This window comes from Arthrobacter sp. NPDC055138 (genome assembly GCF_053607305.1).
The window spans coordinates 271,309-289,673 of sequence record NZ_JBSGTH010000005.1; the positions used below are offsets into that span (position 1 = coordinate 271,309).

General features: G+C 67.8%; 14 protein-coding genes. 4 read left to right on the forward strand and 10 right to left on the reverse strand.

Annotated features, from left to right (window positions below; genetic code table 11):
- Nucleotides 1-5: 5 nt before the first annotated feature.
- From ACWF5H_RS14325 to ACWF5H_RS14335, 3 genes are read right to left on the reverse strand one after another with little or no spacing between them, the layout of a single operon-like run.
- Nucleotides 6-3,362 (reverse strand): ATP-dependent helicase, encoded by a 3,357-nt coding sequence (locus ACWF5H_RS14325; RefSeq protein WP_452037631.1) that lies wholly within the window; start codon nt 3,360-3,362, stop codon nt 6-8.
- Nucleotides 3,359-6,616, reverse strand: coding sequence for an ATP-dependent helicase (locus tag ACWF5H_RS14330; RefSeq protein WP_452037779.1), 3,258 nt, complete (start codon nt 6,614-6,616; stop codon nt 3,359-3,361). The genes ACWF5H_RS14325 and ACWF5H_RS14330 overlap by 4 nt, the downstream gene beginning before the upstream one ends.
- Nucleotides 6,616-6,990 (reverse strand): MGMT family protein, encoded by a 375-nt coding sequence (locus tag ACWF5H_RS14335; protein WP_452037632.1) that lies wholly within the window; start codon nt 6,988-6,990, stop codon nt 6,616-6,618. The genes ACWF5H_RS14330 and ACWF5H_RS14335 overlap by 1 nt, the downstream gene beginning before the upstream one ends.
- Before the next feature lie 121 nt (nt 6,991-7,111).
- Here ACWF5H_RS14335 and ACWF5H_RS14340 point away from each other — a divergent pair, with 121 nt between their 5' ends.
- From ACWF5H_RS14340 to ACWF5H_RS14355, 4 genes are all read left to right on the forward strand, one after another.
- Nucleotides 7,112-7,810 carry an exonuclease domain-containing protein gene (locus ACWF5H_RS14340; RefSeq protein WP_452037633.1) on the forward strand — a complete coding sequence of 233 codons (699 nt, stop codon included), beginning with the start codon at nt 7,112-7,114 and terminating at the stop codon, nt 7,808-7,810.
- A 185-nt stretch (nt 7,811-7,995) separates the two neighbouring features.
- Nucleotides 7,996-8,988, forward strand: coding sequence for a methionine ABC transporter ATP-binding protein (locus ACWF5H_RS14345; RefSeq protein ID WP_452037635.1), 993 nt, complete (start codon nt 7,996-7,998; stop codon nt 8,986-8,988).
- Entirely contained in the window at nt 8,985-9,719 is a 735-nt protein-coding gene (locus ACWF5H_RS14350; RefSeq protein ID WP_364648206.1) for a methionine ABC transporter permease, read from the forward strand. Before ACWF5H_RS14345 ends, ACWF5H_RS14350 begins: the two co-directional genes overlap by 4 nt.
- Before the next feature lie 157 nt (nt 9,720-9,876).
- Nucleotides 9,877-10,716 carry a MetQ/NlpA family ABC transporter substrate-binding protein gene (locus ACWF5H_RS14355; protein ID WP_452037637.1) on the forward strand — a complete coding sequence of 280 codons (840 nt, stop codon included), beginning with the start codon at nt 9,877-9,879 and terminating at the stop codon, nt 10,714-10,716.
- A gap of 103 nt (nt 10,717-10,819) precedes the next feature.
- Here ACWF5H_RS14355 and ACWF5H_RS14360 read toward each other — a convergent pair whose 3' ends face one another.
- The 7 genes from ACWF5H_RS14360 to hemQ all read right to left on the reverse strand — a co-directional run bounded on the left by ACWF5H_RS14360 (nt 10,820) and on the right by hemQ (nt 18,303).
- On the reverse strand, nt 10,820-11,950 hold the full coding sequence (locus tag ACWF5H_RS14360; protein WP_452037639.1) for an AI-2E family transporter: 1,131 nt from the start codon (nt 11,948-11,950) through the stop codon (nt 10,820-10,822).
- Nucleotides 11,951-12,131: 181 nt separating this feature from the next.
- On the reverse strand, nt 12,132-13,466 hold the full coding sequence (gene hemL, locus ACWF5H_RS14365) for a glutamate-1-semialdehyde 2,1-aminomutase (protein WP_452037641.1): 1,335 nt from the start codon (nt 13,464-13,466) through the stop codon (nt 12,132-12,134).
- A 77-nt stretch (nt 13,467-13,543) separates the two neighbouring features.
- On the reverse strand, nt 13,544-14,518 hold the full coding sequence (hemB, locus tag ACWF5H_RS14370; protein ID WP_452037642.1) for a porphobilinogen synthase: 975 nt from the start codon (nt 14,516-14,518) through the stop codon (nt 13,544-13,546).
- Nucleotides 14,515-15,435 (reverse strand): uroporphyrinogen-III synthase, encoded by a 921-nt coding sequence (locus ACWF5H_RS14375; protein ID WP_452037643.1) that lies wholly within the window; start codon nt 15,433-15,435, stop codon nt 14,515-14,517. The genes hemB and ACWF5H_RS14375 overlap by 4 nt, the downstream gene beginning before the upstream one ends.
- Before the next feature lie 2 nt (nt 15,436-15,437).
- The gene (hemC, locus tag ACWF5H_RS14380) at nt 15,438-16,403 is read right to left on the reverse strand and encodes a hydroxymethylbilane synthase (protein WP_452037781.1); all 966 of its coding nucleotides are present in this window, start codon (nt 16,401-16,403) and stop codon (nt 15,438-15,440) included.
- 2 nt (nt 16,404-16,405) lie between these two features.
- A complete protein-coding gene (locus ACWF5H_RS14385) occupies nt 16,406-17,539 on the reverse strand; it encodes a ferrochelatase (protein WP_452037782.1) in 1,134 nt (377 codons plus the stop codon).
- Nucleotides 17,540-17,595: 56 nt separating this feature from the next.
- Nucleotides 17,596-18,303 (reverse strand): hydrogen peroxide-dependent heme synthase, encoded by a 708-nt coding sequence (hemQ, locus tag ACWF5H_RS14390; protein ID WP_364648191.1) that lies wholly within the window; start codon nt 18,301-18,303, stop codon nt 17,596-17,598.
- Nucleotides 18,304-18,365: the final 62 nt, after the last annotated feature.

Sequence of the window (18,365 nt, forward strand, 5' to 3'; positions counted from 1 at the left end):
CCCTCCTAGGCGTAGGCCCTCAAGACCGCCGCTTCCAGTTCCTCTTCACCGGCCAGATCGTGAGGCCTCACCAGCCGGTCCTGGGCAACGTAGTAGAAGGCGGCCTTGACCTGGTCCAGGTTGATACCCTGCAGTCGGGCCCACGCCAGCCGGTAGACGGCAAGCTGCACGGATTTGACGGCCATCTGCCGGCCCGTCGGCGCGGTGCCGGTCTTCCAGTCAATCAGGTCCCAGCAGCCGTCGGTGTCCCGGAAGACTGCATCGATTCGCCCGCGCACCACAACGTCGCCGACCCGGGTCTCCACGGGCACTTCGATGGCTGCCGGCACCCGGCCGGCCCATTCCGAGTCCTTGAACGTCTTGATCAGCCCGTCCAGGTCGTACGCCTCGTCAATGTAGGAGTCGGCCGCCCCCGGGTATGCCTCGAGGTCCAGCATCCCCGTGGTGCCGAAGTATTCCTCGATCCACCCGTGGAAGGCCGTGCCCTTCCTGGCCGCCATTCCGGGCTTGCGCGGCACCGGACGGCGCAGGCGCCGGGTGACTTCGGCGGGGTCATCGGCCAAGTCCACCAGCAGCGAAGCGGAGATGTGGGCCGGCAACTGCACCTCTCCAGCAGTTGGCGCGGCTTTGTGCCGTTCCAATAACAGTCTGGCTTCATGCGCCCACGCTGAATCCGCGGGAGGCCGGCGGTCCTGTTCCAGCGATTCGAGCACTGCCTCGGCTGCCTGCTCCATGGCCGCACGCCGGCCGGCACGTTGGCGCTGTGGCACACCGTTGCGGTAAACCCGCGGTCCTTCCAACGGGTCAAAGGGCCACAGCGCCGATTCCACTTCGGCGCGGAACGGATTTTCCGGCCCAAGATCCTCGTCCTGCACCCAACGCGCCACCTGCACCGTACCGGGTGAGCTCTGCGACAACTCGTGCAGTTCGGTGAGAAACACCGAGGCCGCCGTTGGCTTCACCTTGCTGCCGGTCCAGCCGGCGGAACTGCAGACCAGCAGATGTTTGGCCCGGGTATAGGCGACGTAGGCCAGCCGGCGCTCTTCGTCTTCGCCGTGGGCCTGGACCTCCCCCTTATAGTCAGTCTCAGCATCCAACCAGGACAGCTGGTCCGGCTGGTCGGTGTCCCATTGGGGCAGATCCGAGCGGTCTCCGCGCAACGGCCAGGGCAGCGCCGCGTGACCGCTGCTCCACCGGCTGTCCGACGACGAGGGGAAGGCTCCGTCGTTGAGCCCGGGCACGAAGACCGCATCCCACTCCAGCCCCTTGGACGCGTGGACGGTGAGGAGCTGCACGGCATCGTGACGAACATCCACTTGGGCCATGTCCAGTCCTCCTTCCTCGGCGGCCGCGGCTTCCAGCCACGCGAGGAAGGCCAGCAGGTCAACGCGTTGCGATGTCTGCATGAACGCGGCCGCAGCATCGTGGAACGCATCAAGGTTGCGCCGGGCCTGGTGGATGCTCTGGCCCGGCTTGGAGGCGACCTCGATATCCAGCATCATGGTGCGTTCGACTTCACCCAGCAGTAGCGTCAGGTCGTCGCCGATGAAGCTGCGCAGGTAGCGGACCTCATCCGCCAAGCGTGCCAGCCGCTCCAGCGCTACAGGCGTCAACGAGCGCCCATGGCGTGAGGTCCAGCCCGGCCTGGGCAGCCGGTCGAGAGCCTCAATCAGCGACGCTGCCTCGGCCAGATCGTGTTCGACGACGGTTTCCGCGGTCGCCTCATCCCGGTCCAGATCGGGAGCCTCGCCGGCCCGGACGGCGCTGAGGCGCTTGCGCTCCAGGAAGCGCGACCAGTCGGCCAAGGCCATGAGGTCCGCAGGTCCAATCCGCCAGCGGGCACCCGCCAACAACCGCATCAGCGCATCGGAGCGTCCCGGATCCGCCAGGACCCGCAGCATTGCCACCAGGTCCACAATGTCAGGCTGGGTCAGCAGTCCGGCCAGCCCAACGATTTCGTAGGGAATGCCCCGTTCGTCCAGTGCTTTGGCGATGCCGGGAATCTGGGCTCGCCGCCGGCACAAGACCGCTGCACTGACTTGCTCTGCCCTGCCCGTTTCCGGATCCCGCGCGAAGACTGTCATCCTCGCCCGTTCGATGGCGTCGGCGAGGGCCTCGGTTTCTTCCGCCTCGGTCGCGTACCGCCCCAGCGCCACTGTTCCATCTGTGGCTCCGGGCCGGGGGCGCAGCGGCGGAACACTGATCCTGCCGGGGCGCGGCCGGTTCGGATCTTCCCTGTTCAGCGGTGCGGAAATCCGGTTGGCCATCCGCAGGATGTTCTCGCTGTTGCGCCAAGCGACCGTGAGGAAGCCCGCTGGAGCGGGGGCGCGGCGTCCGTCGTCGTCCACCAGCGGGAATTGCTCTTGGAAGGCGAAAAGCTGGCCTGCCGAAGCACCGCGGAAGCCGTAGATGGATTGGTTGGGGTCTCCCACTGCGGTCACGGCGTGCCCGTCCCCGAACAGTTCGGAGAACAACACCATCTGGGCGTGGGAGGTGTCTTGGAATTCGTCGAGCAACACCACTTTGTAGCGGCTGCGTTCGAGTTGGCGGGCCTGCGGCACTTCGCGGGCGATGCGCGCCGCCAGCGAGACGAGATCGCCGTAGTCCAGTACGCCGCGTTCCCGCTTGGCCCGGTTGTACGCGGCTGCGAGGCCTGCCACCGTAATCCGCGTGCGCAGCCGATCCAGCAGTTTTCGGACGTCCTGTTTGGCCGGCTTCGTGCTGCCGTCGATGTAAGGAAGGGCGGCGACCCGCTCCACTTCCTTCTCCAAGTATTCGGCCGCCTGCTCAGGGGTCACCAGATGCTCCGAGCATTCTGATGCGAACTGCATAACGGAGCCGACCAGCGTCGACTTGGCGGCCACCAGGTGTTCGATGGGGCCGTCATAGGCCTCCACGCATTGGCTGGCCAGCTGCCAGGACTGCGCCGTGCCGAGCAGCACCACGTCGCGTTCGATGCCTAGACGCAGCCCGTAGTCGCTGACCAGGCCGTTGGCGTAGGAGTGATAGGTGGAGACCTTAGGCTCCACGAATCCGGCGGCATTGTCCGCCTCCTGCGGCAGCAGTCCCTTGCGGTCCAGTCTGGCCAGCTGGGCACGGATCCGGGCGGCGAGTTCCCCGGCGGCTTTGCGCGTGAACGTGACGCCGAGGATCTCGTCGGGCCGCACGAGGCCGTTGGCCACCAGCCAGACGACGCGGTCCGCCATGGTCGCGGTCTTGCCGGAGCCGGCGCCGGCTATCACCAGCAACGGCTGCATCGCGGAGCTGATGATGGCGGATTGTTCCTCGGTGGGCAGATGCTGGCCCAGCGAACCGGCGAGTTCTTCGGGGGTGTAAGTGGTGGTGACCGATCCGATGCTCATTCGGTGACCTGCCTTCCTTCTGCGCACAGGGGACATATTTCCGGGGCCCGGCAGCCGTGGCCGCCGTTCCGGGACCGCTGCGGATCATGCCGGGCTTCGAACTGCGAGGCGGACATCAGTGCCGCTGCCTCATGAATCATCGGCGTCGCCCAGTCATCGCCGTCGGCCAGGCTTTCCTGCTGCTGGACCTTGACCGATTTCAGGTCCTGTCCGAGTTGGACCAGGGATGCGCCGCCGGCGGCCGGTGGGTGCCCGGAAAAACCTCCGGCCCGCACCGCCGCCTGGTAGCTTCCGAGCTGCGGGTGCCGTTCCAGTTCCGCTTTCGTCGGGGCGGAGCGTCCTGTCTTCAGGTCCACAATGTGCAGCCGTCCGTCGGCGTCCAGCTCCAACCGGTCCACTTGTCCGCGGAGCCTGGCCACGCGCTCGGGCCCTTGCAGATCCACGGAGAAGTCCTGCTCCACGCCGGCCAGGCTCCGTCCTTCCAGACGCATCTGGACCACGTACTGGGCCAGTCTCCGGACCATGCCTTCGGCCCGGTTGAAGTCCAACCGGCCTTCCCAGTTCTCCTTCATGCCCAACTGCGGCCAGCGGCGGACAAGTTCCGCCACGTATTCGCTTCCGGTGCCCGCGGGAAGGTCCTGCGCAATAGCGTGGACCAGCGTGCCCAGGCTGCGGGCAAAATCGGTGGCTGCTTCGCCCCCGGCGGCCTGGATGAACCAGTCCAGCGGCGACTTCTGGACAGCCTCCACCTTCGACGGGGATACCGGGACCGGTTCCCCTTCCGGCACGACCGGTGCCGTGCTGCTCAGGGGCAGCAGCCCCCACCAGTCGCGGGGATGCGCCCCCGGCACCGGCACCGGACTGGCCGCCAGCATGGCCAAAACCGCCGCGGCGTCTGCAGCTTGTTCCGGACGGTCAGTTGCCTGCTGGGCGGCCTGCCGGAGTTCCGCGGCCAGCGCCCGCACGGTCCGCGGCCGGAGTACTTCGGTGGCCGGCCGGGGAGTCTCCGGGTCCAGCCACGGATCAACCAGGTCCAGGAACTGGGACGGCTGGGCATCTTCCGATTGCACGGCCGTGCAGATCAACCGGCGTTCAGCGCGGGAGATTGCGGTGGAAAAACTGCGCAATTCGTCATACCGGATCTCGCGCAGCCGTGCCACCGCGTCGATCCGCCGTGCCTCCTCGGCACCGTGCTCCAGGACGTCGACGAATTGGGTGCTGCCCAACAGCTCTCCGCGCAGCCGGGTGTTTGGCCACACCCCTTCCTGGACCCCCGCCACGATAACCAGCGGCCATCCCCGGCCAGCCGCGGAGGCCGGGGTGAGCAGTTCCACCGCTTCGCGCAGCTGGGCGCGCGGCGCCAGGTTGTCCATCGGCAGTTCCTGATTCAGCAAGTACTCCAGGAACTGCCTCGGGCTGGATCCGGGAAGCTGGTCCACATACCGTTCGGCCGTCTGGAACAACGCCATCATGGCGTCGAGATCACGGTCGGCCCGCACACCGGCCGGTCCCCCTTGCAGTGCCTGCGCGGCCCAGCGGTCCGCGAGCCCGGCTGCCGACCACAGGGCCCACAGCACGGTCTCCGCATTGGCTCCCGGCGCTGCCGCTGCCTCCCGGCCGGCCTGGAGCATCCGCGCGACCCTCCGTGCGGCACCGCCCTCCCTCCCCAATGTGCTCAGGAACGCAGCGTCGCCCAGCGCCTCCACCAGCAGGGCATCGCTGGACCGCCCCCCGCCACCGAGCAGCTCTTCGCGCCGCAGGGCCTGGCGCAGGCGGCGCAGGTCAATTGCCGTAGCGCCCCCGATCCTGGAGGTCAGCAGGGAAACGGCGGTGTCTGCGTTAAGCAGATCCGGATCGAGGGCCATGGCCAACGCGTCCAGCAACGGCCGGACGGCTGCTTCGTCGCGCACCGCGCTTTCAGCCACCGGAACTTTAACCGCAATGTCTTGGCCGGTGAGGTAGCGCGCGAGGGAGGAGAGTTGGCCGCCGGTCCGGACGATCACCGCCATCTCACTGAGCCGGTAGCCCTCGAACAACCGGGCCTCCAGGATCCGCTGGGCGACATAGCGGTGCTCGTGGACGGGCGAGGCCACCACGTGCGCGCTGGCGGAGGGCGCACCATCCGCTACGGCGTTTCCTCGGCCGGGTTCGATGGCGGCTCCGGATTGTGACATCGGGCCAGGGTGGACAAGATCGCGGGCGCGGTGGGCGCCGGCAACCTGGGAGATTCTGACCGCGGTGGATTGCCAGGCGGCGGCGATTTCTGGTGCCATCCGGTGCGAGGTGGTCAACACCAGCGTCTGCAAGGGTTTGTCTCGGGCACCGAGGAGCCCCGGAAGTTTACCGATCACATCCGGCCGGGCGCCGCGGAACCCCTGGACGACCGTGTCCGGTGAGGCCGCAAGCACGGCGTCCTGTCCCTCGACGAGCAAGGCCAACAGCTCGAAGACGGCCGGATTGGCTTCCTGCAGGTCATCCGCCAGGACCAGCTGTAGGCGGCTGCGTTCCCGGTCAAGGAGTCCGGGATGTTCCAGCAACAGTTGACGCGCCGATGTAATGATGCCGGCCGGGTCGAAGGCCTCAGGCATCCGGAGGTCGATCAGGTCCCGGTATTCACGGTAGAGCTGTGCCGCGGCAGTCCAGTCCGGGCGGCCGCACTCGGCGCCCAGGAGCTCCAACTGCGCGGCGGTGCTGCCGTACTCGGTCAACCGGTCGAAAAGCTGGCGGATCTCCTGCCGGAAGCCACGCGTCGCCAGCGCCTGCTGCAGGTCATCCGGCCAGTCGGCTCCTTGGCCATAGCCCGCTCGATGGCCGGCCAGCAGCTCGGCGATGATCTGGTCCTGTTCGGGCCCGGACAGCAGCCGCGGAGCCCGTTCCACCAGCGGCAGCAGACCTTCCACGCGGGCCCGGCGGATCAGGTCGAAGGCGTAGGCAGACCAGGTTCTGGCCGGCGACGTGCCCAGGCTGCGGTCGAGCCGCGCCGTCAAGGCATCCCTCAGCCTCGAGGCTGCCAGCCGGTTTGGGGCCATGAAAAGCAGGCCCGCCGGGTCCAAGCCGCTCTTCTCCACACGACGAACCGCATGCTCCACCAAGGCGGTCGTCTTCCCGGTACCCGGGCCTCCGAGTACCAGCACCGGGCCACAGCCGGCGGGCAGGCCGATGACTGCTTCTTGGTCCCGGCTCGGCAGCGGGGCGCCTGCGGACGTGCCTTCGGGCCGGACCAGTTTCAGCCCCGCCGCTGGCTTAGTCTCCATCATGCACCCACCCCATCAGTCGCCTCGGACACTTTGCGTCGCAACCGCTCGATCGCCGCGAATTCTTCGTCGTGGGGCACCCAGCGGGCCTCGACCATGCGCACCTTCGCCGGAGCGGCAGCCGGCTCTGCCAGCGGTGTCCCCTCCCGGCGGTAGTGCACCACCGCCCGCGCCATCAGCACATCGGGCAGCGAACCATTGGCACGAATGATGCGCCACCAAGGGGCCGCTTCCCCGTGGAGCGACATGATCCTGCCGACCAGCCGGGGCCCGCCCACCTCGAGCAGCTCGGCAACGTCCCCGTACGAGAGCACGCGGCCGGGCGGAACGATCGCTGCGAGGTCAAGGACCGCTTCTACCACCGCTTCCCGCATTACACCATTGTAATTTGACCTGCCCGTGCCGCCCTACACAGGGCCCCGCGAGGCCCCGGAGTTTCGCGCGCTCCGCCGTGCCTCCCCGATTTCGTCCGACCCGGCGGCTACGGTTACCGGCATGAACAGCTGGCATGAACGTCCCCGGGCCGCCTTCGATCTGGAAACCACGGGCCGTGATCCGCATACTGCCCGGATCGTCACGGCTTCCCTTGTACTGGTCGACGAAGTGGGACGTACGGTGCAGGAGCGCGAGTGGCTGGTTGACCCCGGCGTCGACATACCCGCCGAAGCGGCAGCGATCCACGGCATCAGCACGGAACGCGCACGTGCCGAAGGCCTCGATGCAGCCACCGCCACCGCCGGGATTGCCGAGGCGTTGGCCGGATTGTTTGACGCCGGCGTTCCCGTCATGGCTTTCAACGCCGCCTACGACTTCACCGTGCTGGCGAATGAATGTGCGCGGTACGGCCTCAATTCCCCGGCAGCAACTCCGGTGATCGATCCCTTCATTTTGGATAAGCAGATGGACCGCTATCGGCGGGGGAAGCGCACGCTGGTGGCGCTGTGCGAACTCTATGGAGTGCGCCTGGAGGCTGCTCATACGTCGGCAGCCGACGCGCTGGCAACCATTGGAGTCGCGGATGCCCTCGCCCGGCGCTACACCGGGCTGTGCATCGACGCGGCCGACCTGCATGAACGGCAAATCGGCTGGTGCGCACAACAGGCAGCCAGCTTTCAGGAATGGTTGCGGCGCACCGATCCGGACGCAGTCGTGGACGGCGTCTGGCCCGTTCGCCTGATGCCCGCGGCCGTTTGACGCCTGCCGCCCAAGCGCAATTCCGAAGCACCCTTAGAGAGTTTGACTGTCAACTTCGGGTCGCAATATGACGCAACCTCTTGCCGAATTCCGGCGTGCCGCCCCGGCTGTCATAATTAAGACTTGGCGGCGGCGCGTGCTATGGCGGCCGCCAATGCTTCCTGAGTTCAACTCCCCGAGGTTTCATGATCACCGTTACCGACCTGCGCAAGGTCTACCGCCAGGGCAACCGCGAAGTGGTAGCCCTGGACGGCGTCAGCCTGTCCGTTCCCAAGGGGTCCATCCACGGCATCGTCGGCCATTCCGGCGCGGGCAAGTCCACCTTGGTGCGGTGCCTGACCCTGCTGGACAGCCCGACGTCGGGTTCGGTGTCAATCAACGGGGCGGAGCTCAGCGCGGCCCGGGACGCCGATCTCAGGACGGCCCGGCGCCGCATCGGGATGATCTTCCAGCATGCGAACCTGATGGATTCGCGCACCGCTGCCCAGAACGTCGCGCATCCGCTGGAGATCGTCAAGACGCCCAAAGCGGCGATCCGTTCGAAGGTGGCCGAGCTGCTCAAGCTGGTCGGACTGGAGGGGTTCGAGAACGCCTACCCGTCCCAGCTTTCCGGCGGCCAGCGCCAGCGCGTCGGCATTGCGCGCGCCCTCGCCTCCGATCCGGACATCCTGCTCTGCGATGAGCCCACGTCGGCGCTGGACCCGAAGACCACCGATGAAATCCTGACGCTGATCCACGACCTCACGCAGCGGCTCCAGCTGACCGTGCTGGTGATCACGCACGAGATGCAGGTCATCAAGCGCATTTGCGACTCGGTCTCGCTCCTTGAGGCGGGCCGGATCGTCGAGCATGGTCCGCTGCGCGATGTGGCGGCCGATCTCGGCGGCCGCCTGTCGACCACGCTGCTGCCGCTGCCGCCGGCCGAAACGAACGGCAGCGGCACGGTGCTGGAAATTCTTTATTCAGGCGACAGCGCATCCGAACCGGTGCTCACCGGGGCCGCACGCGCCTTTGGCATGGACCTGAACGTCCTTGCCGGCAGCGTGGAGTCGTTGGCCGGCACCCAGTTCGGCCACCTCCGCATCCAGTTGCCGGCCGGGGCGGACACCGCGTCCCTCGCCCGCCACTTGACCGGCCAAGGGGTTGCCGTACGCGTCGTCCAGGAAGAGACAGTATGAACTTTATCGACGAGCTGATGACCAACCCGGCCCTCACCAACGCCCTGCCCAAAGCCCTCGGCGAAACGTTGCTGATGGTCGGTGTCTCGGGTGTCTTTGTCCTGCTGATCGGCCTGCCGCTGGGCATCTTCCTCTACACCAGCGCACCGGGAGGCCTGCGGCCCATGCGGGTGACCAACCGGATTGTGTCCGACGTCATCGTGAATATCACCAGGTCCATACCGTTCGCCATCCTGATGATCGCGTTGATCCCGCTGGCGCGGGCGATCACCGGTACGTCGATCGGCGCCTTGGCGGCCTGTGTCTCGCTCACCATCGGCACGGTGCCGTTTTTCGCCCGCTTGGTGGAAACCGCTTTGCGGGATGTCAGCTCCGGCAAGATCGATGCCGCGATGGTTATGGGCTCCACCCGCTTGCAGGTCGTAGCCAAGGTCCTGGTTCCCGAAGCGTTGCCCGGGCTGGTGGCTGCCTTCACGACGACGTTGGTCACCTTGGTGGGCTACTCCGCGATGGCAGGCCTCACCGGCGGCGGCGGCCTCGGCCAGCTCGCTTACAACTACGGCTTCCAGCGTTTCGACACCACGGTCATGCTGGTCACGATCGTGATCATGGTGGTCTTGGTCCAGCTGATCCAGTGGATCGGCGACGCCTCGGCCCGACGGGTGGACCACCGCAGCGCGGCCAGCGCGGGCAGCAAGAAACGCCGGCACGAACCGGCCGCCGCCGTCTGAACGGTCTCCGTCAGTACAGGGACAATGCAGTCCCGCTCCCCCAATGCTCCCGCCAGCCGTGAGGCCGCGGAGGAATGCAGCCAGTAGCCGCTAGCTGCACCACATCCGGGATGAGCCGCCTGCGGCTGCCCCGGTTAGTTGAAAGGAACGCACGCAGATGCGTAAAGCACTAACCCTCATTGGTACCGGCCTGGCCGCGGCCTTGGCGCTGACGGCTTGCGGTGGCTCAGATTCCACCCCCAGTGCTGATGCCACGCTGGACCCGGCCAATCCCACGACGGTCACGGTCGGAGCCACCCCGGTCCCGCAGGGCCGGATCCTGCAGTTCGTGGACGAGAACTTGGCCAAGGACGCCGGCATCGACCTGGACATCAAGGAATTCACCGACTACCAGACTCCGAACATCGCCCTGAGCGATGGCTCGCTCGATGCCAACTATTTCCAGCACTTGGCCTTCTTTGAGCAGCAGGTGGCTGACAAGGGCTACGACTTCGAACACGGCGAAGGCATCCACATTGAGCCGTACGCCGGGTTCTCCTCCAAGCACAAGACTGTCGACGAGATCCCCGACGGCGGAACCATTGCCGTCACCAATGATCCGGCCAATCAGCCTCGCGCGCTGAAGCTGCTCGAAGCCGAGGGCCTGCTCAAGGGCATCGAGGATCATTCGGCGGCGCTGACGTTGACCGACGAGCAGAACCCCAAGGGACTGAAGTTCGAGGAGAACCAGCCCGAAATCCTGGTCCAGCTGATCGATGATCCGAAGGTCGACCTGGCCATCATCAACGGCAACTTCATCCTGGATGCCGGCCTGAAAACGGAGGACGCGGTCATCGTCGAGTCCGCCGAGAACAACCCGTATGCCAACTTCCTGGTATGGAAGGCCGGCGACGAGAACCCCGCCGTCGCCAAGCTCGACGAACTGCTGCACAGCCCGGATGTGAAGAAGTTCATCGAGGAGACCTGGCCCAACGGCGACGTGTTCCCCGCCTTCTAACCTCCTCCCCGGCCGCTGGCCTCAGCGGCCGCCGCGGGCAACAAGAGGTCCCCGGAAGCTTCGGCTTCCGGGGACCTCTCGCATGTGCGGTTGGCGTCGCTGCTCAGCGGCGCCGCCTGACCGGTGCGGGTTCCTCACCGGAGGAACGCCCGGTGAGCACCTGAATGACCACCCAGGACACCGCCGTCACCGGAACGGCCAAGACTGCACCAATGATGCCGCCCAGGATGGTCCCCGCGGTCAAGGCCAGCAGGATTACCAGCGAGTGCAGGCTCACGGAGCGCCCCATCACCACCGGCTGCAGGAAGTTGCCTTCCAACTGCTGCACCACAATCACGACGGCGACCACCACCAGCGCTGCCACCGGGCCATTGGCCACCAGCGCCACGAGGGTGGCCAAGATGCCGGCAACGGTGGCGCCGACAATCGGAATGAATCCGCCGATGAAGATCAGCACCGATAGTGGCAGCGCCAGCGGTACCTGGAGGATGAACAGGGCGAGACCGATGAAAAAGGCGTCGACGGCCGCTACGGTGGCAGTCCCCCGGACGTAGCTGCCCAGCACGTCCGTGGCACGCGATCCGGCCTCTTCCAGCTTGGGCCGCCGCGCCGCCGGGAACCAGCTGAGCAGGAAGCCCCAGATCCGCGGACCGTCTTTGAGGAAGAAGAATAGGATGACGGCCATCAGGACAGCCCCGGTAATGATTTCCGCTGCCATCGACAACCCGCTGAGGGCGCTGCGACCGGCGGCGGCGCTGGTCAGGAAGTCCACCACTGACGCCAGCGCTTCGTCGATCTGCCCCTGGCTCACCGGCAGCGGGAAGTTGGCCATCATGTCCTGCAACTGAAGCCAGCCCTCGTTTGCGGAGCGGACGAGTTCGTCCGATTCGCTGCGGACCGCAAAGACGATTCCGGTGACCACTCCGCCGAGCACTGCGAGGATCCCGAGGAACGCGGTGACTGTCGCGAGCGCCGGGGACCAGCCCCAGCGGCGCAGCACCCCCACCACCGGGCTCACGGCCGCGGCCAAGATCAGGGCAATCAGGAAGGGGATGACCAGCAGCCGCAGTTGCAGCAGCCCGTAGATCACCACAACGGCCAGCGCCAGCGCCAGCAGCAGTTGTGCGGAACGGGTGGCCGTCCGGCCCATACCGTCCGACCACATGGACCGCGGCGGCGTGTGGACGGCTGCCTCCGGCGTCTGGCGGGTCCCGCCGTCGTGCTTTTCCTGCATTTGCCTGCGCCTGGACAACAGGCCCATCTGCACTCCCCTGGTTTGACGTTTCGGCAGACCGGCCCCTCACGGGGCCGGTCTTAGGACCAGTCTGCCATGCCCTTGGCCGGCCCGGGGACGCCGGAGGCTGCCCGGCACTGTACCGCGCGGCGCTGGGGGCGGCGCCGGCTCGGCCAGTGGGTCAGGCCGCGGGCTCGGCCGCCGCGGCGGCACGCGCGGCCGCCGGCAGGGCCGCGAAGATCTTCTCCATCGCCGCGTCGTCATGCGCGGCCGAGAGGAACCAGGCTTCGAAGACCGACGGCGGCAGGTAGACGCCGGCGTCGAGCATCGCGTGGAAGAACGGCGCATAGCGGAAGGCTTCCTGGGCCTGCGCGTCGGCGTAGTTGCGCACGCCGTGGACCGAGGTGCCAAAGGCCATGCTGAACAGGTTTCCCGCGGTCTGGATACTGTGGTCCACGCCGGCCTCGGATAGGGCGGCGGACAGTGCGGCCTGCAGTTCGCGCGAGCGGGAGTCGATGGCCGTGTAGACGTCCGGCGTTGCGGCAGTCAGCGTCGCGACGCCTGCCGCCATGGCAATCGGGTTGCCGGAGAGGGTTCCGGCTTGGTAGACCGGGCCCACCGGCGCCAGGTAGTCCATGACGTCCGCCCGGCCGCCCAAGGCAGCCACCGGCATGCCGCCGCCGATGACCTTGCCGAAGGTCAGCAGATCGGGCACGAACGGATCGGCTGCACCAACGGCTCCGCCGGTCAGCCCCCAGTAACCTGCATGTCCGGTACGGAAGCCGGTGAGCACTTCGTCCAGGATCAGCAGCGCACCGTGTTCACGGGTGATCCGGGACAAGCCGGCGTTAAAGCCATCGGCGGGGGTGACCACGCCCATATTGGCGGGTGCCGCCTCGGTGATGACCGCGGCGATCTGGCTGCCGCGGGCGGCGAAGACCTCTTCGACGGCGGTGATGTCGTTGTAGGGCAGCACCAGCGTCTCGGCGGCGGTCGCCTCGGTGACGCCGGCCGAGCCGGGCAGCGCCAGCGTGGCGACGCCGGAACCCGCGGCGGCCAGGAGCCCGTCCAAGTGGCCGTGGTAGCAGCCGGCGAACTTCACGATCAGGTTGCGCCCGGTGTAGCCGCGGGCAAGGCGGACCGCGGTCATGGTCGCTTCCGTACCGGTGGAGACCATCCGCAGGCGCTCGACGGCGGAGACCCGGCCGACGACCAGGGCGGCCAACTCGGACTCGGCCGGCGTGGACGCGCCGAAGGACAGGCCGCGGTCCACCGCGGAGTGCACGGCCTCGAGCACGGCGGGGTGGGCGTGGCCCAGCAGGGCAGGTCCCCATGAGCAGACCAGGTCTACGTACTCGCGGCCATCGGCGTCGGTGAGGTAGGCGCCCTTGCCGCTGACCATCATGCGCGGGGTTCCGCCGACTGAGCCGAAGGCCCGCACCGGCGAGTTCACGCCGCCAGGCATCAGTTTGCGGGCGCGTTCGAAGAGTTCCTCGGAGCGGGAGGCTTTAGTCATGGTCATGGTTCCTTTCGGCACAGCTTGAGTCCGCTGCGGGCACGGTGGCGACCGCAGGCGGCAGGGAGTTCAGGCGGCTACTTCAGCCAGCGGGCCAGTTCCGGGGCCCAGTAGGTCAGCACCATGTCGGCACCGGCGCGGCGAATGCCGAGGACCGACTCCAGGATGGCGGCCTTGCGGTCGATCCAGCCATTGGCTGCGGCCGCCTCGATCATCGCGTACTCGCCGGAGATCTGGTAGGCGGCCACCGGCACCGGGGACATCTCCGCCACGTCGGCGAGGACGTCCAAGTAGCTCATGGCCGGCTTGACCATGATCATGTCGGCGCCTTCGGCCAGATCCAACTCCACTTCGCGGATGGCCTCGCGCCGGTTGGCGGCATCCATCTGATAGGTGCGCCGATCTCCGGTGAGCTGCGAATCCACCGCCTCACGGAAGGGTCCGTAGAAGGCCGAAGCATATTTGGCGGCGTAGGCCAGGATGGAGGCGTTCTGGTATCCGGCTTCGTCCAAGGCCTGGCGGATCACCGCCACCTGGCCGTCCATCATGCCGGACGGACCCAGCACGTCGGCTCCCGCCGCCGCCTGGAGCACTGCCATCTCCGCGTAGATCGGCAGCGTGGCGTCGTTGTCCACCGTGCCGTCGGGAGCCAGCACGCCGCAGTGCCCGTGGTCGGTGAATTCATCCAGGCAAACGTCGCCCATCACCACCAGGTCGTGGCCTACCTCGGCCTTTACGTCGGCGATGGCGCGGTTGAGGACGCCGTTGGGGTCCACCCCCGCGCTGCCGACGGCGTCGCGCACCGCAGGAACGCCGAAGAGCATGATTCCGCCCAGTCCCAACTCCACGGCCTCGGCGGCCGCTCGTTTGAGCGAGTCCGTGGTGTGCTGGACCACGCCCGGCATGGACTGCAGCGGCACCGGCTCACTGATGCCTTCGCGGATGAACGCGGGCAGGATCAACTGGTTCGGGTGGGTCCGGACCTCCGCAGTCATCCGGCGGATCGCTTCGGTGGTCCGCAGTCGACGGGGCCGGTGGTAGGGGAAGCTCATGGCGTTCCTTCCGTTTCGGTGGGCTGGCGCTCCAGGGTCTGTGCGAGCGCGTCGGCGATGCCGGACGGCGTCGGTTCGGCAGCAGTGGCCGCGATCTGCAGCCCCAGTTCGGCGGCCTGCCGTGCCGAACTATTGCCGATGGCGATCAGCCGGAGTCCGGCCGGCCAGGGGTCCAGAAGACCGGCCAACCGCCGGGTCACGCTGGGCGAGGTCAGGACGACGGCGTCAATGCCGCCGTCGAGCGCGCGGCCGCGGAAATCGGCAGCCGTAATGACTTCCATGCCGTCGGCGCGCTCACCGGATGCGATCTCCAGCGCGGCCGTCAGCCGGAACTCCGGCCGGGCGGGGTAGTCCACGGTCCGGTAGGCGGTGACGGGCAGCACCTGCCAGCCTTTGGCCATCAAGCCTTCGAAAACCGTGGGGGCGGCGATGTCGGCCTGCGGCAGCAACACCATCATCCGCTCCGTCGAACGGCTGGCGCCTTCGGGCGGAAGCGGCCAGGCTTCCACCAGGCCGACGGCGTCCATGCTGCCGGGCGGAACCAGGTCCACCGAGATGCCTTCCGCCTCAAGCGCCTTGGCGCTCGGCGTGCCGACGGCGGCAACCTTGGTGTCGCCGACCAGGGCGGCCAGACTGGTTCCGCGGTCCAGGGCGCAGGCCTTGAGCGCCCGCACCGTGGTGATGCTGGTGATCACCAGCCAGTCCACCTTGTGCTGGGCCAGCAGGGTGAGGGCTTCGTCCAGTTCGGCGGGCTTGTCCGTCCGCTCGAAATCGATCAGCGGCATCACGCTGGACGATGCGCCCCGCCGGAGCAGCTCGGCTGCCATCCCGGCCGCACGGTCCGGTGTGCGCGGCAGGACCACCCGCAGCCCCTGGAGCTGGTTCTGCGGCGCCCCGCGCTGCCGCAGCAACGCCATGGTCAGTGGCCAGCCTGGCTCATCAAGTCGCCGGCGCCCTGCCCGAGCAACTCTTCCGCCAGCCTGGCCCCCAGCGCCACGGCGTCTTCGGCACCGGCGGCGTGCACCTGCTGCTCACCGTGCAGCAGACGGCTGCCGTCGGGGCTGCAGACCACTGCCCGCAGGATCAGGCTGCCGGCGTCCACCCGTGCCAGCGCCCCCACCGGAGCGCTGCAGCCGGCTTCCAACCGTGCCAGCAGCGAGCGTTCGGCGGTCACGGCCAAACGGCTTTCCGCGTCGTCGTACTCGGCCAGCGCGCCGGCCAGCGCCGTGCCGGCCGCTGTGTCGGCCACCCGGCATTCAACGGCCAGCGCACCTTGGCCCGGGGCGGGCAGCATGACCGACGGATCCAGCAGTTCCGTTACATGCTGGGTTCGGCCCAGCCGGGCCAGGCCGGCGGCGGCCAGCACGACGGCGTCAAGATCGGCGTGCTTTCCTTCGACCATCGCTTCACCGGTCAACCCCTTGACCCGTCCCAGCCGGGTGTCCACGTTGCCGCGGATGTCCACCACGTCCAGATCGGGGCGGGCGGCGCGCAACTGGGCCGCCCGGCGCGGCGAGCCCGTGCCCACCTTAGCCCCGGCCGGCAGTTCGGCAAGGGTCAGTCCGTCGCGGGCGCACAACGCGTCCCGGACATCCACCCGCACCGGAATGGCGGCGATCTGCAAACCCTCCGCCACGCCGGTGGGCAGGTCCTTGAGCGAATGCACGGCCACGTCGCAGCGGTCGTCCAACAACGCCTCGCGCAGGGCGGCGGTGAACACACCGGTGCCGCCGATTTGGGCCAGCGGCCCCTTGAGCACGTCGCCCTCGGTCTTGATCCGGACCAGTTCGTACTCCAGCGCTCCCCCGGCGGCCAGTGCCTCGGCCACGGTGGTGGTCTGGGTGACGGCCAGGGCGCTGGCGCGGGTACCCACGCGGACGGTCACGGTCATGGCTGCGTCACCCCGACGGTCGAATCCATGCCCGCGACGGTCGGCTTCTCGCCGCGGCGGTTGGCGCAGCAGCCGGGCATGCAGACGTCCATCCAGGGGCCCAGCGCGGACAGCGCGGGACGCTCGGCCTTGTGCTGCTCCAGCGTCCGTTCGCAGACCAGGTCCACCAGGCCCTCGACGAATTTTTGGTGTACGCCCGGCGTCGGGATGCGGGCTGCGGCCAGGCCGAGGTTGCGGCAGGTTTCCAGCGCCTCGGTGTCCAGGTCCCAGACCACCTCCATGTGGTCGCTGACAAAGCCCAGCGGAACGATGACCACGCCCTTCACGCCGTGCGCCGGCAGTTCCTCGATTGCGTCGTTGATGTCCGGTTCCAGCCACGGCACATGCGGAGCGCCGGAGCGGGACTGATAGACCAACGACCAATCGACGCCGGCGGCTTCCGGTACCCGGTCCAGTACCGCTCGCGCGGTGGCCAGGTGCTGCGCCACGTAGGCGCTGCCACCCTCGTACTCCACGCCGCGGGGTCCGGCGTTCTCGGCGTCCCCGGTCGGAATGGAATGGGTGGCGAACAGGATGTGGACGGGCGCGTCCTCGGCACCCTGTGCGGCCAGCTCGGCACGGACCCGGTTCAGCCCCTCGGCCAGTCCTTCCACGAACGGTTCCACGAATCCCGGGTGGTCGAAGTACTGGCGGACCTTGTCCACTTCCAGCTTTCCGGCCAGCCCGGTCTCCACCAGTGCCATGCCGAAGTCCTCACGGTACTGCCGGCAACTGGAGTAGCCGGAGTACGCGCTGGTGCTCACGGCAAGCACGCGGCGATGGCCGGCGTCGTACGCTTCCTTGAAAACGTCGGTGATGTAGGGGTTCCAGTTCCGGTTGCCCCAGAGCACCGGCAGGTTGATCCCGCGGCGGGCCAGCTCTGCTTCCAGGGCCGACTTCAGCGCACGGTTCTGTGCGTTGATCGGACTGACGCCGCCGTTGGCGCGGTAGTGGGTGGCGACTTCCTCGAGCCGTTCGTCGGGGATGCCGCGGCCGCTGGTGACATTGCGCAGGAACGGGATCACGTCGTCCTGGCCCTCGGGCCCGCCGAAGGAGGCCAGCAGCAGGGCGTCATAGTTCTTCGGCTGCATGGTCCCGTCGGGCGCCACGCCGGCACGCGGGTCGAAGGTGGCTTCGGCTGGCTGGCTCACCGCAGCACCTCGGCGATCTCGGCGGTGCTGATGCGCTTGCCGGTGTAGAACGGAATCTCTTCGCGCACATGGTTGCGGGCGTCCGTGTAGCGCAGGTGGCGCATCAGGTCCACCAGGTCGATCAGCTCGGGAGCTTCCAGGCCCAGGATCCATTCCCAGTCGCCCAGGGCGAAGGAGGCAACGGTGTTGGCGAGCACCTGCGGGTAGTCGCGGCCGAGCATGCCGTGGTCGCGCAGCATCTTGCCGCGTTCCTCGGCGGGCAGCAGGTACCACTCGTAGGAGCGCACGAACGGGTACACGCAGAGCCAGGCTTCCGGCTCTTTGCCGAGCGAGAAAGCCGGCGCGTGGTTCTTGCTGAACTCGGCGTCGCGGTGGACACCCATCGCGGACCACACGAGTTCGGTGGCGGCGAACAGCCCGGTGCGGCGGATCGCGCGCACGGCGGCCTGGAGCTCGTCCGGCTGCGGGCCGTGCAGCCAGATCATCACGTCGGCGTCTTCGCGCATGGCGGACACATCGTAGGCGCCGCGCAGCGTGACCTTGCGGCCGGCCAGTTCTGCAACCGTTTCATCGAACGCTGCCACAGCGGACGGATCTGCCGGCGCACCGGTGCGCTTGAATACCGTCCAGAGGGTGTAGAACAGCTCCTCGTCGGTGCCGCCGGCGGCGGTGGTTGCTGACTCTGACTTTGCCGATTCGCTCATGCTTACCAGTCTGCCTTCTGCATCGTAATTAATCGAAAACTCTGCTTCTACACATTGTAGAA

What these genes read in the sequence shown, in the direction of transcription:
- ACWF5H_RS14355 (WP_452037637.1), top strand. Translation starts at nt 9,877, where the DNA reads ATGCGTAAAGCACTAACCCTCATTGGTACCGGCCTGGCCGCGGCCTTG.
- ACWF5H_RS14345 (WP_452037635.1), top strand. Translation starts at nt 7,996, where the DNA reads ATGATCACCGTTACCGACCTGCGCAAGGTCTACCGCCAGGGCAACCGC.
- ACWF5H_RS14350 (WP_364648206.1), top strand. Translation starts at nt 8,985, where the DNA reads ATGAACTTTATCGACGAGCTGATGACCAACCCGGCCCTCACCAACGCC.
- ACWF5H_RS14340 (WP_452037633.1), top strand. Translation starts at nt 7,112, where the DNA reads ATGAACAGCTGGCATGAACGTCCCCGGGCCGCCTTCGATCTGGAAACC.
- hemB (WP_452037642.1), bottom strand. Translation starts at nt 14,518, where the DNA reads ATGAGCTTCCCCTACCACCGGCCCCGTCGACTGCGGACCACCGAAGCG.
- ACWF5H_RS14330 (WP_452037779.1), bottom strand. Translation starts at nt 6,616, where the DNA reads ATGGAGACTAAGCCAGCGGCGGGGCTGAAACTGGTCCGGCCCGAAGGC.
- ACWF5H_RS14360 (WP_452037639.1), bottom strand. Translation starts at nt 11,950, where the DNA reads ATGCAGGAAAAGCACGACGGCGGGACCCGCCAGACGCCGGAGGCAGCC.
- hemQ (WP_364648191.1), bottom strand. Translation starts at nt 18,303, where the DNA reads ATGAGCGAATCGGCAAAGTCAGAGTCAGCAACCACCGCCGCCGGCGGC.
- ACWF5H_RS14385 (WP_452037782.1), bottom strand. Translation starts at nt 17,539, where the DNA reads ATGCAGCCGAAGAACTATGACGCCCTGCTGCTGGCCTCCTTCGGCGGG.
- ACWF5H_RS14375 (WP_452037643.1), bottom strand. Translation starts at nt 15,435, where the DNA reads ATGGCGTTGCTGCGGCAGCGCGGGGCGCCGCAGAACCAGCTCCAGGGG.
- ACWF5H_RS14325 (WP_452037631.1), bottom strand. Translation starts at nt 3,362, where the DNA reads ATGAGCATCGGATCGGTCACCACCACTTACACCCCCGAAGAACTCGCC.
- hemL (WP_452037641.1), bottom strand. Translation starts at nt 13,466, where the DNA reads ATGACTAAAGCCTCCCGCTCCGAGGAACTCTTCGAACGCGCCCGCAAA.
- ACWF5H_RS14335 (WP_452037632.1), bottom strand. Translation starts at nt 6,990, where the DNA reads ATGCGGGAAGCGGTGGTAGAAGCGGTCCTTGACCTCGCAGCGATCGTT.